The 17,266-nt window shown below is 61.2% G+C and carries 15 protein-coding genes; 9 read left to right on the top strand and 6 right to left on the bottom strand.

The genetic code is table 11. The features are described from left to right. Positions 1–28: 28 nt before the first annotated feature. A complete protein-coding gene (locus L0U79_RS06175; RefSeq protein WP_233841009.1) occupies positions 29–1,006 on the top strand; it encodes a carbohydrate kinase in 978 nt (325 codons plus the stop codon). Then, the gene (locus tag L0U79_RS06170) at positions 1,003–2,220 is read left to right on the top strand and encodes an AGE family epimerase/isomerase (RefSeq protein WP_233841008.1); all 1,218 of its coding nucleotides are present in this window, start codon (positions 1,003–1,005) and stop codon (positions 2,218–2,220) included. Before L0U79_RS06175 ends, L0U79_RS06170 begins: the two co-directional genes overlap by 4 nt. Before the next feature lie 61 nt (positions 2,221–2,281). Here L0U79_RS06170 and L0U79_RS06165 read toward each other — a convergent pair whose 3' ends face one another. Beyond that, positions 2,282–3,277, bottom strand: a complete 996-nt coding sequence (locus L0U79_RS06165) for a DUF4105 domain-containing protein (protein ID WP_233841007.1) — start codon at positions 3,275–3,277, stop codon at positions 2,282–2,284. An 80-nt stretch (positions 3,278–3,357) separates the two neighbouring features. Here L0U79_RS06165 and L0U79_RS06160 point away from each other — a divergent pair, with 80 nt between their 5' ends. Beyond that, positions 3,358–5,268, top strand: a complete 1,911-nt coding sequence (locus L0U79_RS06160; protein WP_233841006.1) for an alpha/beta fold hydrolase — start codon at positions 3,358–3,360, stop codon at positions 5,266–5,268. Between the two features lie 50 nt (positions 5,269–5,318). Here the strand turns inward: L0U79_RS06160 and ssb are convergent, their stop codons facing one another. Continuing rightward, positions 5,319–5,819 (bottom strand): single-stranded DNA-binding protein, encoded by a 501-nt coding sequence (gene ssb, locus L0U79_RS06155; protein ID WP_233841005.1) that lies wholly within the window; start codon positions 5,817–5,819, stop codon positions 5,319–5,321. Positions 5,820–6,008: 189 nt separating this feature from the next. Between ssb and L0U79_RS06150 the strand changes: the two genes are divergently transcribed. Next, positions 6,009–7,013 carry a polyprenyl synthetase family protein gene (locus L0U79_RS06150; protein WP_233841004.1) on the top strand — a complete coding sequence of 335 codons (1,005 nt, stop codon included), beginning with the start codon at positions 6,009–6,011 and terminating at the stop codon, positions 7,011–7,013. Between the two features lie 73 nt (positions 7,014–7,086). On the opposite strand, the gene L0U79_RS06145 is transcribed toward L0U79_RS06150, so the two are convergent. From L0U79_RS06145 to ubiH, 3 genes are all read right to left on the bottom strand, one after another. Then, on the bottom strand, positions 7,087–7,881 hold the full coding sequence (locus L0U79_RS06145) for a dienelactone hydrolase family protein (RefSeq protein ID WP_233841003.1): 795 nt from the start codon (positions 7,879–7,881) through the stop codon (positions 7,087–7,089). Between the two features lie 66 nt (positions 7,882–7,947). Continuing rightward, on the bottom strand, positions 7,948–9,150 hold the full coding sequence (locus L0U79_RS06140) for a UbiH/UbiF/VisC/COQ6 family ubiquinone biosynthesis hydroxylase (protein WP_233841002.1): 1,203 nt from the start codon (positions 9,148–9,150) through the stop codon (positions 7,948–7,950). Continuing rightward, a complete protein-coding gene (gene ubiH / locus L0U79_RS06135) occupies positions 9,147–10,373 on the bottom strand; it encodes a 2-octaprenyl-6-methoxyphenyl hydroxylase (protein ID WP_233841001.1) in 1,227 nt (408 codons plus the stop codon). Before ubiH ends, L0U79_RS06140 begins: the two co-directional genes overlap by 4 nt. 90 nt (positions 10,374–10,463) lie before the next feature. On the opposite strand from ubiH, the gene L0U79_RS06130 reads away from it, so the two are divergent. From L0U79_RS06130 to L0U79_RS06120, 3 genes are read left to right on the top strand one after another with little or no spacing between them, the layout of a single operon-like run. Beyond that, positions 10,464–11,063, top strand: a complete 600-nt coding sequence (locus L0U79_RS06130) for a hypothetical protein (protein WP_233841000.1) — start codon at positions 10,464–10,466, stop codon at positions 11,061–11,063. Between the two features lie 15 nt (positions 11,064–11,078). Further along, a complete protein-coding gene (locus L0U79_RS06125; RefSeq protein WP_233840999.1) occupies positions 11,079–11,645 on the top strand; it encodes a cob(I)yrinic acid a,c-diamide adenosyltransferase in 567 nt (188 codons plus the stop codon). A gap of 11 nt (positions 11,646–11,656) precedes the next feature. Beyond that, positions 11,657–12,577 carry a histone deacetylase family protein gene (locus L0U79_RS06120; RefSeq protein ID WP_233840998.1) on the top strand — a complete coding sequence of 307 codons (921 nt, stop codon included), beginning with the start codon at positions 11,657–11,659 and terminating at the stop codon, positions 12,575–12,577. Positions 12,578–12,839: 262 nt separating this feature from the next. Here L0U79_RS06120 and msrB read toward each other — a convergent pair whose 3' ends face one another. Then, positions 12,840–13,247, bottom strand: a complete 408-nt coding sequence (gene msrB / locus L0U79_RS06115; protein ID WP_233840997.1) for a peptide-methionine (R)-S-oxide reductase MsrB — start codon at positions 13,245–13,247, stop codon at positions 12,840–12,842. Between the two features lie 82 nt (positions 13,248–13,329). Between msrB and lptD the strand changes: the two genes are divergently transcribed. Both lptD and L0U79_RS06105 read left to right on the top strand, forming a co-directional pair. Continuing rightward, complete coding sequence (gene lptD / locus L0U79_RS06110) at positions 13,330–15,789, top strand: LPS assembly protein LptD (protein WP_233840996.1); 2,460 nt, start codon at positions 13,330–13,332, stop codon at positions 15,787–15,789. Positions 15,790–15,897: 108 nt separating this feature from the next. Beyond that, positions 15,898–17,244: a peptidylprolyl isomerase gene (locus L0U79_RS06105; protein WP_233840995.1), complete on the top strand. Its 1,347-nt coding sequence runs from the start codon at positions 15,898–15,900 to the stop codon at positions 17,242–17,244. Positions 17,245–17,266: the final 22 nt, after the last annotated feature.

Here is a 17,266-nt window from a genome sequence, read left to right as displayed (position 1 = left end):
CAATTCGTTTTCAATTTGGGGTTTTTTGATGAAACGTTCCATCCTCTGCTTCGGCGAGGCATTGATTGACATGCACGGCGAGGGCGCCGACGGCCACGGCTTTGCACGTCACTTCATTCCTTTCGCCGGCGGCGCACCTGCCAATGTGGCGGTTGCGGTCGCCAAACTGGGTAGTCACGCGCGTTTTGCGGGTATGTTGGGGCTTGATCGTTTCGGCGATTTCTTGATGCACAGCCTGCAACAGGCGGGCGTGGATACGGCCGACGTCGCGCGCACCGGCGAGGCGAATACCGCCTTGGCGTTCGTTACCCTGGATGGACGCGGCGAGCGTAGCTTCGCCTTCTACCGTCCGCCATCCGCCGATCTGCTGTTCCGCATCGAGCATTTTCGTCCGCAGACGTTCGAGAACACTGCGGTGTTCCATATCTGCTCCAACAGCATGACCGATCCCGACTTGGCCGACGTCACGCTCACGGGCATGCGTCGCGCGCGACAGGCCGGCGCGCTGGTGAGTTTCGATCTCAATCTGCGCCCGGCGCTTTGGCCGCGCGGTTCCGAGCCGCGTTCCCATGTCTGGCCGGCGCTGCTGCAAGCCGATGTGGTGAAACTCAGCGCCGAGGAGTTCGACTGGCTGGCGGATGAGGGCGAAGAGGCGTTGCTCGAACGCTTGTGGAGCGGCACTGCGCGCTTGCTGATCGTGACGGACGGCCCGCATCCCTTGCGTTGGTTCCATCCGGATGCGCAAGGCGAATTGCCTTGCTACAACGTGCCGATGGTGGACAGCACTGGCGCCGGCGACGCGTTCGTCGGCGGCTTGCTCTATCAATTCGAGCATCAGGAAATCACCGCCGACAATCTCGACGCATGGGTCGCCACTCTGCCCCGCTTGCACGCCGCGCTGCGTTTCGCCAGCGCGTGCGGCGCGGTGGCGGTGACCCGTCACGGCTCGTTCGCTGCGATGCCTCACGCCGACGAAGCCATTCAGTTTATGGAGACTTACGCATGACCACGCCGGCTCATCCGGATTTTCGTTCCGAATCATTTCTGCGCGAGCACATCGCGCAAACCATGGCGTTCTACCATCCGCGCGCCATCGATCCCACCGGCGGCTTTTTCCATTACTTTCGCGACGACGGCACGGTGTACGACACCAGCCATCGTCATCTGGTAAGCAGCACGCGCTTCGTCTTCAACTACGCGATGGCCGCGATCGAATTCGGCAAGCAGGAATATCTGGACGCCGCCCATCACGGTCTGCGTTATCTGCGCGACGTGCATCGCGATCCATCCACAGGCGGATACGCCTGGACGCTGCGCGACGGCAAGCCGGAAGATCGCACCAATCATTGCTACGGCGTCGCATTCGTACTGCTCGCCTATTCCACCGCACTGAAGGCCGGCGTCAAAGAAGCCGCGGCGTGGATGGACGAAACGTGGCAGCTGCTGGAAAAACATTTCTGGGATGCGCAAGCAAACCTCTATCGCGACGAGGCTGATCCGCAGTGGAACTTCAGCACGTATCGCGGGCAAAACGCCAACATGCATATGTGCGAGGCGATGCTCGCTGCGTATCAGGCCAGTGACGAACCGCGTTATCTCGAGCGCGCGCTGACGCTTGCGCAAACCATGACGCAACGCCAGGCCAAGCTCGGCAACGGTCTGGTGTGGGAGCACTACCACGTCGATTGGACCATCGACTGGAATTACCACCTCGACGATCCCAAGCATTTGTTCCGCCCGTGGGGTTTCCAGCCCGGTCATCAAACCGAGTGGGCGAAGCTGTTGATGATCCTCGAACCGCTGCTGCTTGAACGCGGGCGCGAGGAAACGTGGATTCTGCCGACGGCGCAGCATTTGTTCGATACCGCGCTCAAATATTCGTGGGATTCGGTCAACGGCGGCATGTGCTACGGCTTCGCGCCGGACGGCACGGTGTGCGACGGCGATAAATATTTCTGGGTGCAGGCCGAATCGCTGGCCGCCGCTGCGTTGTTGCACGCACGCACGGGCGATGCGAAATACGACGAGTGGTACGGCAACTTGTGGGCCTACTCGTGGGATCACTTTGTCGATCACACCTACGGCGCGTGGTATCGCATCCTCACGCAGGACAACAAAAAGTACAGCGGTGAGAAAAGCCCCGCCGGCAAAGTCGACTATCACACCATGGGCGCGAGCTACGAAGTGATGGCCTTGATCCGCAGCGGCGGCAAGCCATAAGCCAACGTTGAAAACGGATGCGATGCGTATGCGAAGGCCCCGTTTCGGGGCTTTCGTGCTTTTACAGTCCCGGCTCCGGCGGTGTTCGAATCGCTCGCGAAAAATCGTCGCCCGGCTTGGTGGCGCGAGCGCGCATCGTGATATCGCCTTGCGCGGTCAAAACGGCGAGCGGATAACGTTTGTCCAGCGCGCCGACTTGATAGAGATAGCTGGGCAAATACGCTGTCAGCAGCAGGCGATAGTCGTACGGCAACTTCGGATCGATCTGCTTGGCCATGTCGTACACGATGCTTACGCAGTTCGACGTCGCGGTGTTGTAGAACGCCGGCTTCACGGTCAATTCGTTGGCTTCGCGTATGTAGGAAACAAACAGCGCGCGCATCGCTTGCTTGCTCATTTGCAAGTGATAGAGGTGGTCGGTTTCGCCGCGAACGTTGGTGCGCAAACGTATTACGTCGCTTTCGTCTGCGGCGACGATGGTGCGTTCGAAATGTTTGAAAAAGCCACCAATCGACGAAAAATCCTTATCCCTTTGCCGGCGCACTTCCACCGATAGCACCACGCGCGAACCGTCGTCGAAGCCGAAAGACATCAAGGCATGCACGATCCCCGGCATGCCCCACGATGAAAGAATCACATCGACGCCGGACAGACGATCCAGATCGTATTGGCGTGTTTCCCACCGGATGTCGTAGTCGGTTTCCGAGCGCCAGTTGAAGTCGCGCACGTTGTGCAAGGTGACACGACTCCCATCGATATCGCCCGTCATTGAACGCGCCACATCGTCCGCCCAGTCTCGATGATTGGAGGGCGCGATGGTGCTCCACCACGCCAACAACATCATGAAGCAGAGCGCATAAACGCCGATGGGCAAACCGGTACGGCGCACCCAGGCTGTCACAATCAACGCCACCACGAAAGCCGCCCAAACAATGCTGGCGATCCAGCGCGACGCCGTTTCGCCTGGAAATTGATACCAGATGGCCAGCGCGCCCCAGCCGCCGGAGAGCGCGGCCGCGACAACGGGCAGCACGTTCAAGGTCGACCGTACCCACATTCGCCTTCTCCGCGTCGCCAATGCATGGATAATAGAACGGCAACGACCGCTCATCCTGCTTCCATGACCGAGAAGAACCGATGAAAGGCCGCAAGGCAAACTGGATATTGCGCGTCGTTGCCATGACGCCCCTGCTGCTGTCCGCTGGATGCGCCATGGTGGGCATTCACCACGTGACGCAAAAAGACTATGCCGCGCAACGGCGCAGTGATGTGCTGAGTACGCGCGCCCTGAGCGACAGCACCATCCAATCGCTCAATGTGGTGGCGCTCAATCGCGATACATGCGCGGCAAATTTCCCTCGTTGCACCAACACTCTGCTCTACTCCGACGGATTGAATGACGAACGCCGCCTGTCCGCGCTTTCGGAATTGTGGTTGTCGTTTGCCATCCAGATCGATCGCGCCAGCAAAGGCGAACCCATCAGCGATACGGCACTCGATGCCTACCTGCAATCGGCGCGTTACGCCTACGCTTATTTGTTCTATACCGCGCGCGCGCCTGGCGAACGCGTCTTCGAAACGCGCCAATCGCAAGTACTGAGTTTTTACAACTACGCCACGCAACGCGCGGTGGCGAGCTTCTTCAAACTTCTTCCCAAGCTTGGCACGAATTGGACAAGTGCGCCCGTCGCGGGATGGCAACTGCTAAAGCCCGATTCCGATGTTTATCTCGGCTCCGGCGATCATATCCCGCACGATTTGATTCCCGCCGAAGGATTGCGCTTTAGCGGGCTGCGCAACGTGTATCGCCGCGACGGCTTCGGCTCGGAATTCGTCGCAATTGGCGCGACGCCTCCCGACACCGGTCCGTGGCGCGAATCCAATTACGTACCGATGACCGCCGTGCTGAAATTTCCGGGCGAAACGTTGCAAAGCGTGCTCGATACGCACGACGTCCGTGTGTACGCGAAAAATCCGTACATCGATAGCAGCATCTCTCTTGATAGCCAGAACATTCCGCTAGCCGCCAACTTCACTGCCGCGTACGGCGTCTGGCTCGCGCAGTCGGGCTTCGCAAAAGATTCCCTGCGTGCGCTGTTCGGTCGTGGTGGCATCAACAAACCCGAAGTTCTGCTGATGCAGCCCTACGACCCAAATCGGCTCACCGTGATCATGCTGCACGGCCTCGCCAGCAGCCCTGAAGCGTGGATCAACGTCGTCAACGAAGTGATGGGCGACGAACAACTGCGGCACACGTATCAAGTGTGGGAGGTGTATTACCCCACCAACGCGCCGGTGGCGGCCAACTTGATGCAAATCCGCAAGGCCATCGACGAAACCTTGCAGCACTTCGACCCCTCCGGACGTGCCACCGCATCCAACCATATCGTAGTGATCGGTCACAGCATGGGCGGCGTGATCGCTCGCTTGCTGGTTTCATCGAGCGACGACAAGTTGTGGAGCGTCGTGCCCGAGCGCCCCGGTTTGTCGGACGAACAACGTAAAGCGCTGCGGCAACGCCTTGCGCCTTATCTGCAATTCGAGCCGATGCCACAGGTTTCGCGCGCGGTATTTCTTGCCGCGCCGCACCGCGGGACGCCGGTCGCACAATGGAAGTTGGCACGCTGGATAGGTGGCTTGATCCGGCTGCCTCTGACGTTATTGGAAGAAGGCAAAAACATCACCGATTCGATGCAAGGCAAAAACGCCGAACCCGGCGCTGCGGCGCGCATCCCCAACAGCATCGACAACCTCAGCAACGAAGACCCTTTCATCAAGGCGTCCAGCACGCTGCCGATCTCGCCTGCCGTGCACTACCACACCATCGTAGGCATTTATAAATCGAACGGCCCGCTCGCCGAATCCGACGACGGTGTGGTGCCTTACGCAAGCGCGCATCTGGATGGCGCAGATTCCGAACTTTCCGTGCCGTCCTGGCACGATGTGCAGGAGACGCCACAAGCGATTATCGAACTGCGGCGCATCCTTCGCTTGCATGCCAACGAGCTGCATCGTCTATGGCCGGAAGGCGCAAATTCGCCGCAATAAAAAGCCCGCCATCTCGGCGGGCTTGTTTCGAACGTGTTGCATCGACGAAATCAGAACGGAATATCGTCATCGTCGAACTGATTGCTCATCTCCGGCGGCGGAGCCGACTGACGCGGCTGCGAGCTGGCGTATTCGCCGCCACCCTGACGCGGGCTGCTGCTCTGCTGGCGTTCGCGATAACCGCCCGCGCCGCCGCCCATGCCGCCGCCTTCGCCACCACCGCCCAGCATCTGCAGGTCGCTGGCGACGATGTCGGTGGAGTAACGCTCGACGCCGTCCTTACCGGTGTATTTGTCGGTGCGCAGCGAACCTTCGATATAGACCTGACGGCCCTTCTTGAGGTATTCGCCGGCGATCTCCGCCAGGCGACCGAACAGCTTGACGCGATGCCACTCGGTGCGCTCCTGCTTTTGGCCGCTTTGCTTGTCGGTCCACTGCTCGGAGGTCGCGACGCTCAGGCTGGCGACCGCGGTGCCGCCGGTGGTGTAGCGGACTTCCGGATCCGCGCCAAGGTTGCCGACCAGGATGACTTTGTTGATGCCGCGGGCCATGAGATCCTCGAAAACGATGCCTTATGAGGGCTGATCGAGCATGCTAACACACGGTCGGGGACCGCATCCGGCGGCCTTTTGGCCGCATCCGCGTCAGCCGCCGCTTGCTTGCGTGTAAATATCCGGCAAGATCACACGTAAAGCGATTGTGACCTCTATAATTGGGGTTCTATGTCCAGCCCCAGCCGCATGAACACCTCCGTTCTCCAGACTATCGATCCCGCTCGCGATTTTGCTGGGGTTCGCGCCCTCGCCGAAGGCGATATGCAGCGCATCGATGCCCTGGTGCGGCAACGACTCGCCTCCGACGTGGTGCTGATCAACCAGATCGCCGACCACATCATCGCCGGCGGCGGCAAACGCCTGCGGCCGATGCTGCACGCCTTGGCGGCCCGCACGGCTGGCTACGGCGGCGACAAGCACATCAAGCTGGCGGCGGTGATCGAGTTCATTCACACCTCCACCCTGTTGCACGACGACGTGGTGGACGAGTCGGATCTGCGTCGCGGCCGCAAAACGGCCAATGCGCTGTGGGGCAATGCAGCCAGTGTGCTGGTGGGCGATTTTCTGTATTCCCGTTCCTTCCAGCTGATGGTGGAGCTGGACGATATGCGCATCATGCGCATCCTGGCCGATACCACCAACACCATCGCCGAAGGCGAGGTGCTGCAGCTGCTCAATATCGGCAATGCCGATGTGGACGAGGCGGCGTATCTGGCGGTGATCGAGCGCAAGACCGCGGTGCTGTTCGCCGCCGCCACGGAACTGGGCGGACTGCTGGGCGGACTGCCCGACACGCAAGTGGCCGCGCTGCGCCGCTACGGCATGCAGCTTGGTTACGCGTTCCAGATCGCCGACGATTTACTCGACTATGTCAGCGATGCGCGCACGCTCGGCAAAAACATCGGCGACGACCTCGCCGAAGGCAAGCCCACGCTCCCGCTGATCTACGCCCTGCAACGCGTCGGCGCTGAGCAGGCGCGCGAAATGCGCCACGCCATCGAGCATGGCGGACTGGAATCGCTGGATCACATTCTTCTCGCCATTCGCGAATCCGGCGCCATCGAACGCACGCGCGAGTGTGCGCTACGGCATGCGCGGGCGGCGCGCGAAGCATTGGCGGCGCTGCCGCCTTCGTCATACCGCGATGCGTTGACGACGCTGGCGGACTACTCCGTCCAGCGCACGTTCTAGTTCAAGTTCATCGGATCATTCGCCAGATTGGGGCTTCGCTAAACGTCGCCCCAACCCATGCAGCGCACGACTCTTAGGGCGTGCCGCTGAATGCTGCGTGCAACCAGTCGTGCATCAACCGGTAGCTGCGCGCCGCCGCTCGCGGGTCGTACTTGCAGCCCGGCGAGTTTTCTTCCGTTTCGGTGAAGCAATGCACGGCATTGCCTAGCACCACGAATTGCCAATCGGCAGGGCTTGCGCGCATTTCATCCATGAACTTGTCGGCGTCGGGCATGGTGCCTTTGTCGTCGGCGCCGTTCATCACCAGCACGCGGGCTTTGATGTTCTTGGCCAGATCCGGGTCATCGGTCTTCAAGCCACCGTGGAAGGACACGACGGCCGCGATATCTGCGCCGCTGCGCGCCAGATCGAGCACGGCCGTGCCGCCGAAGCAGAAGCCGATCGCGGCGAGCTTGGTGGTGTCGATCGGCGCGTTTGCAGCTTGCGCTTTCAATTGCGCAAGCGCTTCGTCGATGCGTTTGCGCATCATCGCGCGGTCGCCGTACAGCGGCTTGGTGGCTGCCTGCGCCTGATCGGCATGCCCTTCTTGCGGCCGGACATTTTCGCCGTACATGTCAGTGAGCAGGATCACGTAATCCTTGCCCGCGATCATGTCGGCTTTTTTTACAGCCGTGTCGTTGATGCCGTACCAATTGGGCACCATCACCAAACCCGGACGTTTGGCATGGCCGGCGTCGTCGTACACCAGCACGCTTTTGAAATGCGTGCCGTCCAGGGTCCATTCCACTGGGCGATGCACCATTTTGGCCTGCGCGGCAACGCTCACGCCGGCGAGTAACGCAAGACAAACCACTCGAGCGAAACGCATGATGTGATCCCTCTGTTTGATGAAAAGCAGCAAAAAAACACGCCCGCTGCAATAGCGGGCGTGTAGTTATAGACCGGCCGCGTGCGACGCCAGCCGTCGTTTCAATGGCAGCAAACGATCGACGATGCGAACACCCATGCCGCGCGCCGCCACCCAAGGTGCGCTTTGCCAGGTGTAAATGCGCGCAAGCGCGTCGAATCCGTAGGCATCGAGCGTATCGGCGCTGCGACGGCGGCGCGCGTAACGGCGCAACACGTGCGCGGATGCGAAATCGCGCCCGTCATCACGCGCTGCGACCAGGGTATCGCGCAATTCGGTGACGTCCCGCAAACCCAAATTGGCGCCCTGCCCCGCCAGCGGATGCACGACATGGGCCGCATCGCCGAGCAGCACGAAGCGCTCCGCCTGATACGACTCGGCAAGCTGCAATTTCAAGGGAAATGCTGCGCGTTTCGTGGTGCCAGTGATGCGCCCGAGGCGAAAGTCGCTGGCGATGCCGAGCTCTTGCATAAAAGCCTCGTCGTTCAGCGCAAGCACGCGCTGCGCTTCGCTTTCCGGCAGCGACCAGACGATGGAACTGCGACCGTCCGCAAGCGGGAGCATGGCGAGCGGACCGGTAGAAAGAAAGCGCTGCCAGCACGTATGCGCATGCACGCGTTCGGTTTCTACGTTCGCCACGACCGCGCGCTGCGTGTAATCGCGTCCGCGCGTGGCGATGCCTGCGCGTTCGCGCAGCGGCGAGTTACCGCCATCGGCAGCGACCAGCAAGCGTACGGCGACGCTTTCGTCATCTGCCAATTCCAGCATGACGCGATCGGATCGCATCTCGAAATCTTTGACGGTGGCTGGGCACAACCGTTGCACGCCGGCGGCTTCCAGCGCCTGCCACAGCGTCCACTGCACCAGATTGTTTTCGACGATGTAACCGAGTTGATCGCGGCCTTCGCTCGCCGCATCGAAATCGATGGCGGCGCCGCTTTCGGCGTCCCATACATGCATATGCGCATAGGGACAGGCGCGCGCGTCGCGAATGGACGTCCAAACGCCGAGCTCATCCAGCAGCGCGATGGAGGACGGCGCCAAGCCGACCACGCGCAGATCCAACTCATCCTCAGGTTGCCATGCCGATGGCGCGCGCGACTCAAGCAACGCGGTATTGAAGCCGGCGCGACTCAACGCAAGCGCCGCCGCAGCACCCACCATGCCGCCGCCGACGACTGCGATATCCAACGCCGGCGCGCGACGCTGTCCTGCCGGAACAGTCCTCATGGCAAACGCTCCAACACGGCGCGCGGCGGCTCGCCACGGAATCCCATGCCGCGTTTGGCCAAGGCTTGTTGCAAGGGCGGCACGCGGTCGTAGGCCAATAGAGCGAGCGAACGGAAAGGCGCCAGCCAGGGTTGCGGCATGCAAGCGAAACGCACCAGATCGTGGCTCATCGCCATGGTGCCTTCGCGATCCGGCGCGCGGCGCGCGGCGTAGCGTTCCAGTAGTGCGCCGGAACCGGGGTCGGTGGTTTCAGCGATCAATTCCGACAAGGTCAACGCATCGCGCAAGCCGAGATTGAAACCTTGCGCGCCGATGGGATGCACGGTCTGCGCGGCATTCCCGACCAGCACGGCGCGCGGCGCGATCAAGCTGCGTGCGGCGACGCGGCGAATCGCATAGGGATGACGTTTGCCAGGGCGACTCAAGCGACCCAGTCGCCAGCCGAAGCGGCGTTGGGCCAACGCGATGAAATCCGCATCGTTCAATGCCGCGACTTCTGCACCAATATCTGAGGCAACGGTGAGCACCAGACCGCAGCGTCGTTCCGCCAGCGGCAGCATGGCGATGGGGCCTTCATCGGAAAAACGCTCCCATGCGCGGTTTGCATGGTCGCGTTCCGGCGTCACGGTGCATACGAACAACGTTTGTTCGTAGTCGTGCACATCGGCTTCGATGCCGAGTTGTGCGCGCACGAACGATTCCGTTCCATCCGCACCCACCAACAAGGCGGCATCGACATGCTGCATGCCTTCGGGCGTTTTGATGTCGGCGCGCCAGCCGTCCGCAAACTTGGTCAATCCCGTAAGGCTGGCCGGCGCGAGGCGAACCAGACGCTGGCAGCTGTCCAACCTTCGCAACAACGCGGCGCCCAGTTCGCGCGCCGGCAATGTCCAGCCCAGCGCATCGACGCCGTGTTTGGCGGCATCCAACCTCGCACTGCCGAACTCGCCCGCACGACTTACATGAATATGACGGATCGGCGTGGCTTGCGCCGCGGCGAGCGGCCATACGCCGATTGCCTCCAGACCGTTCACCGTAGCGCGCGCCAACGCGAGGTTGCGTTCGTCGTAACTGGGCTGGGCATCGGCGCGCGGCGCGGCGGCTTCGACCAAGGTGACGCGACATCCCGCCGCATCCAATGCGATGGCCAGGCTGGCGCCGACCAGTCCGCCTCCGACGACCAGCACGTTGCCTTCGGGTGAAAAGGGGGGAGAGATAGTCATAGGGGGATGATACGCGGTGCCTGTGTCACTTCGCATTGGGCTAAACTGGGTGTCTTCCTACGGGCTGTCTGCTTTTCTACGGAGTGTTTCATGGCTACAACACAGACCCAGCGTCTTGGCATTTTCGCAGCGCTCGCCTTGGTCATGGCGGCGACTCGCGTGCATTTGTCGCTGTTTCATCACGACATTTGGGATGCGTCGTGGGGCGTGTTCTTCTTGGCCGGCTTCTGGTTGAGCGGCTCCGCCCGCTGGGCCTTCCCCTTGCTGATGGCCGAGGCGGTGCTGGTCGACTACCTCGTTATTACCCATATGGGCATCAATTTCTGGACCCATTACTGCGTGTCGCTGGGTTACTGGTTCCTGGTTCCGGCTTATGGCGCTTTGTGGATCGGCGGCAGTTGGCTGGCGAAGCATCAGCGCGGCCTGAAGCTTTCTACGCTCGGCTGGGCGATCGCAGCCCTGCTGGTGAGCGAAAACGCCTGCTACATCATTTCCAATGGCAGCTTCTATTGGTTGAGCAGCCACGTGCCGGCGCCGAAGACCTTCGCGGCGTGGTTCGAAAATCTTGGCGACTGGTACCTGCCGTTCCTGCAGACGACTGCGCTGTATGTCGGCCTGGGCGCGGTGCTGCATGTGATGGCGGTGCAGCTGTCCCGCCTGTCGCAGCACAGCGGCCAGACGCAACACTGAGCTGACGCCTAAAACATGGGTAATCGGCTTTCGAAGATCTACACCCGCACCGGCGACGATGGCACCACCGGCCTGGGCGACGGTTCGCGCGTGCCGAAGGATTCCGCGCGCGTCAACGCCTACGGCACCGTCGACGAACTCAACAGCACGATCGGCATGATGCTGGCCTGCGAGGGCGTCGATGCGGATATCCGCGAAACGCTTACCCAGGTGCAGCATGAGCTGTTCGATCTGGGCGGCGAGCTGTGCATTCCCGGCATGGCGATGATCGAGGATGCCGACATCGACCGGTTGGAACAGGTGCTGGACCGTTTTAACGAGCCCTTGCCTCCGCTGAAGGATTTCATCCTGCCGGGCGGCGGCATGGCCGCGTCGTGCTGCCATTTGGCGCGCACGGTGTGCCGCCGAGCCGAACGCGAGGTCATTGCGCTGGCGCGCGTGGAAGCTGTCCGGCCGCAGGCGCAGCGCTATCTCAATCGGTTATCCGATCTGCTGTTCGTGCTGGGTCGCGTGCTCGCGCGTGCCGGGGGCCACGGCGAAGTGCTCTGGCAGCACGAGCGCCGCCGTAAGCCGACCGCTTAACGAGGCACGGCATGCTGCAGTTGTTTACCCACAGCATTTGCCTGCAGCACAACCCAGGGCCGGGTCACGCGGAATCGCCCGCCCGTCTGCGTGCGGTGCTGGACGCGCTGGATCAGGATCGTTTCGCCGCTCTCGATCGCGTGGAAGCGCCGCGGGCGACGCGCGAGCAACTGCTGCGCGTGCACACACCCGCTTATGTGGACCGCATTCTGGCGATCACACCCGAATCGGACACCGTTCGGCTGGATGAAGACACACTGATGTCGCCCGGTTCCGCCGAAGCCGGCTTGCGCGCGGCGGGAGCGCTGGTGGCTGCGGTCGATGCAGTGATGTCCGGACAAACCGCGCGCGCTTTCTGCGCCGTGCGACCGCCCGGTCACCACGCTACGCCCGATACCGCGATGGGCTTTTGCCTATTCAACAATGTCGCCGTTGGCGCCGCGCACGCACTGGCCGCGCATGGCATCAAGCGTGTGGCGATTGCGGATTTCGACGTGCACCACGGCAACGGCACGCAAGATATTTTCCAGCGCGAGCCGTGCGTGCTGTTTATCTCCTCGCACCAGTCGCCGCTCTATCCAGGCACGGGAATGCCCGACGAGCAAGGCGTGGGCAACATCGTCAACGCGCCATTGTCGCCGGGCGACGGTTCCGACGAATTCCGCAGTTTGTGGAACGACGCGTTGCTGCCGCGGCTGCATGCGTTCAAGCCGCAGCTGGTGATGGTGTCCGCAGGATTCGATGCACATCGCCAGGACCCGTTGGCGGACATCCGACTGCAAACCGAAGATTACGCCTGGATTACCGAGCGCCTGGTCGATCTGGCGCGTGCGCACGCGGACGGTCGGCTAGTCTCCACGCTGGAAGGCGGCTACGACCTACACGCACTGGCGGCGAGCGTTAGCGCGCACGTTAGTGCGCTCATGGACTAGGGCCTGTTCGCACTATTTGCGTAGCCCGCGTTGTCGATGAGTGTCCGACAGGTGGTAATGCGTGGCGCCGGCTTGACTGGCCGTCAAGCCAAGCCGCGCGCTGCCGCATGGCGGCCACTCATCGACAACCCGTAGGGCCGGGTCTGTTTGCACGCCATCCTGCGTCATCGCTCAGTCGTGTACGGACGTACACTCCCTCGCTCTCCCTTGGCTGGCGCGCAAACAGCTCCCTGCGCGGCTACGCAAATAGTGCGAACAGGCCCTAAAGCCCTTTGCTGGGCTCGAAATCCAACGCCAGCGAATTGATGCAGTAGCGCAACCCCGTGGGCTTGGGGCCATCCGGAAAAACATGCCCGAGATGGGAATCGCATTCGGCGCAACGCACTTCCGTGCGATGCATGCCGTGGGTTTTGTCGGGCACTAGGTTGATCCCACCTCGCTTGATCGGCTGAAAAAAGCTCGGCCATCCGGAACCGGAGTCGTATTTAGTTTCGGACGAGAACAAGGGCGTCCGGCACGCCACGCATACATAGGTGCCCAGTTCCTTATGGCGGTACCACTTGCCGCTGAACGGCGGCTCCGTCGCCGAGCAACGGCAGATGGCGAATTGCTCCGGAGTCAGGCTCGCTCGCCACTGCTCTTCGGTCTTGCCGGTCTTTTGCTCGTTCATGCGCTTACTCGCTCGGGAGGTCTGCCGTACGAAAGGGCTTTTCTGTTAGCTTAACGCCCTTCGTTGCCGATTGATCGCCTCCGTGAAGCCCAAGAGCCTGCCGCCCTCGCGTTCTCTGCCTCCACGCCGCCTGCTAGCAATCGCTGCTGCCGCTGCGCTGTTCAGCAGCCAGGGCGTTCATGCCGCATCCCAGAGCAAGCATCCGAAGGCCACGCTGGACGGCTCCGAAGTGGTCTGCCCGCTGGGCACCTTTATTTGTCCGCCCCGCCCCGACAACTTCGCGCTGTGCCGTCCCAACGGCATGCTTGAGTTCTACGACCCGTTCCTGACCAAAGATTCGTCGCTGCGCACCACCGCCAAGACCGATGTGGCGTCCGATCATGTGGAAAGCCCTGATCAGATCGTTTATCACCTGAGCGGCCACGTCAAAACCATTCGCGCCGACCAGGAACTGCACGCCGACTTCGCCGACTACAACAGCGACACCACCGACTACGACGCGCGCGGCGGCGTGCATTACCAAGAAGCCACGCATTTGTTGTCCGCCGATCACATCACCGGCAATACCGATAGCAGCACGGGCCTTGCCACCGGCAACGTGCGTTACCAAATGCTCGATTCGCACGGCAACGGCACCGCAGTGCAAGCGCAGATGCTCGACGCGGATCGCAACCGCTACACCGCCGCCTCGTATTCCACCTGCGACATCGGCAATCACATCTGGGAAATCCGCGCCAAAGAAATCGACACGGACGACACTACCGCTCGCGGCGTTGCGCACAGCGCGACCATGAGCATGTTCGGCGTGCCGTTCTTCTATTTTCCGTGGATGTCGTTCCCGCTCAACAACGATCGGCAGAGCGGCTTTCTGTATCCGTACTTCGAACATACGAGCCGTGCGGGCTATCAGTTCCGAATTCCGTACTACTTCAACCTGGCGCCGAACTACGACGCGACGCTGACGCCGCGTTACTACACCCAGCGCGGCGCGATGTTGGCCGGCGAAGTCCGCTACATGTTTCCCAGGACGAACGGCGAATTCGAAATCGAATTCCTGCCGCGCGACAATTACAACGACCAGAAGCTCACGTCGACTTCGATCGATACGCAAGGTCAGCAGCGTTACCTGTACAAGTTTGTCAACAACACGAGTCTTTGGCCCGGATGGTCGCTCAATACGAGCATCAATCGCGCGTCGGATCAAAATTATCTGCGCGACTTCGGCGACGATCTTTTCACCATTTCAACAGCGCAGCTGTTTTCCAGCATTTACGTGAACGGCTCAGGAAATTGGTGGAGCGCCTCGTTTGGCGGGGATGTGTGGCAGAACGTGGATCCGTCCGAGCCGAACAGCGTCGAGCCCTACAAACGTCTGCCGCGCGCCACGTTCAACGCGGATATTCCTTTTGCTCGCTGGTATGACGTCGGACTGACCAGTGAAGCCGTGGACTTCCACAAATTCAATCAAGTGGAAGGATCGCGACTCGATTTGTATCCCTATGTCGACGCGGACTTCCAAGGCCCCGCCTGGTTCATTCGTCCGAAGCTGGCGTATCGCTACACCACTTATTCACTCGACTCGGGTTACCAGCGTTACAGTTACTACGCGCCTGTCAGCAACGGAATAACGTCGCCGTTCACGCAAAGCAATCCGAGCCGTTCGCTACCGATCGTCAGCCTGGATCAGGGCCTGATTTTTGAGCGCAGCACGTCCATGTTCGGTTCGGACTACACGCAGACGCTGGAACCGCGGCTCTATTATCTCTACGTCCCGTACCGCAATCAGAACAACTTGCCACTGTTCGACACGGGACTGATGGCGTTCGACGACTGGATGTTGTTCGCCCCGAACCAATACTCGGGCGCGGACCGCCAGATGAACGCGAACAACTTGACGGGCGCGATCACCACGCGCCTGCTCGACGATGGCGGCGTGGAGCGTTTGTCGGCAACGTTCGGCCAGATTCGCTATTTCACGCCGCAGCGCATCCAGGCCCCGTGCACGGGCACGTCGACGCAAGGTTGTGCGCCGGTCACGGACTGGACCGGTTCGGACTACGTGGCTGAACTGAGCACGCAGTTGAACGACCAGTGGACGGCCAGCACGGAGTACCTCTGGAATCCCGTCACACGCAAAACCGATCTGGGCACCTTTACCATCCAGCGCCGCCTCGGCTTCGACGGCATCCTCAACTTTTCCTACCGGTTCCGTCGCGGTCTCTTGGAACAATACGACGTCTCGGCGGTCTATCCGCTCACGGAACGTTGGCGCCTGATCGGTGATTGGACGTATTCGGTGATGGACAAGCGCACCGTGGAAGCGGTCGCAGGCGTGCAATACGAAGGATGTTGCGTAAAGGTCAGCGTCATCGCCCGCCACTACGTCACCGGTTACGATGGTGTCATCACTAGCCTACCGCCGGGCCAGGTGCCTCCGGGCAGCGATACGGCCGTCATGTTCCAGTTGGAATTCAAGGGCATGGGTACGTTTAGCGGTCAGACGGACAGCATCCTGCGGCGTGATATCCTTGGCTATCAATAAGCGCGCCCACGAGGTCTGGGCGCCACTCGAGAACCAGGCCGGCGAGGCCGGATTTCGGGATTTATCTCCATAACCCCGTCGCCACCGGCGACAGAAGGCTGTTCACTGATGAAGCAGATTTTTGCATTATTCCTGCTGACGATCGCTTCGGCGATTCCGTCGCTAGCCCAGGCCCAGCTCCTGTCGCCGCAGGATTCAGGTCAACAGCCGGTCGATCGCATCATCGCCGTCGTCGAAGACGACGTTATCTTGCAAAGCGAATTGAACGACGCCGTCGCTGCGATCCAGCAGCAGTACGCCAATCAGCCCGGTCAGCTTCCGCCCATCGATGTGTTGCGCCGCCAAGTGCTCGATCGCCTGATCCTGATGAAGCTGCAGTTGCAGCGCGCCGACGACCAAGGCGTGCGCGTGTCCGATTCCGATGTCGATCAGGCTGCGCAGTCGGTCGCCGAACAAAACAAGATGACCCCCGACCAGTTGCGCGCCGCCGTGGAGCAGTCGGGCATGAGTTACGCTGCGTATCGCCAGCAGCTGCACGATCAGCTCGTGGTGCAGAAGCTGCATCAGAGCGTGGTGCGCGATTCGGTGAACGTCACGGAAAGCGAAGTCAACAATCTGCTCAACAGCTCCAACTACAAAACGGGCGAAGTGCATCTGGCGCATATCCAGATCACCATTCCCAGCGGTGCGTCGGCCGCCGACATTCAAGCCGCGCAAACCAAAGCCGAACAAGCGCTGGCCGCAGTTAAAGGCGGCATGGCGTTCAAGGCCGCGGCGATTCGTTTCTCCGACGCACCCGACGCACTCGATGGCGGCGATCTTGGCTGGCGTCGCATCGATGAAATTCCGTCCGCGTTCGTCGACACCATCAGCAGCCTGAAGCCGGGTGAAGTCAGCGGCATCCTGCATGGTCCGACCGGCTTCCACATCATCCAGTTGGAAGACCAGCGCGCGCAGTCCAAGCAGATGGTGACCGAGTTCCACGCGCGTCAGATTCTGGTCCGCCCCAGCGAATTGTTGTCGGCGACGCAAGCTCAGCAGAAAGCGCAAGACCTCTACAACCGCATCGTCAACAAGCACGAAGACTTTTCCAAAATCGCCAAAGACAATTCCAATGACGACACGACGGCTAACGCCGGTGGCGACATGGGTTGGTTCCAGCAGAACGAATGGGGCACCTTGGTCGCCCAGAAGTTGCAGGATTTGAAGGACGGTGAAGTCTCCCAGCCGTTCCAGAGCGAAGCGGGTTGGCACATCATCCAACGTCTCGGCACGCGCAGCAGCGATATGACCAACCAGATCGCACGCGATCAGGCGCGCCAATCCATCGGCAACCGCAAAGCCGACCAGGCCTACGACGATTTCCTGCGCGGCCTGCGCTCCAGTTCGTACGTGAAGATTCTTGCGCCCGAGCTGCAAGATCCCAACAGCACGGACACCAAGGCGTCGTCGTAATGACGACGCACACCGACTAGCC

The sequence above is a fragment of the Dyella sp. 2HG41-7 genome, from assembly GCF_021390675.1.
Lineage (GTDB): Bacteria > Pseudomonadota > Gammaproteobacteria > Xanthomonadales > Rhodanobacteraceae > Dyella_B.
This window is presented reverse-complemented; position numbering and strand designations above follow the sequence as displayed.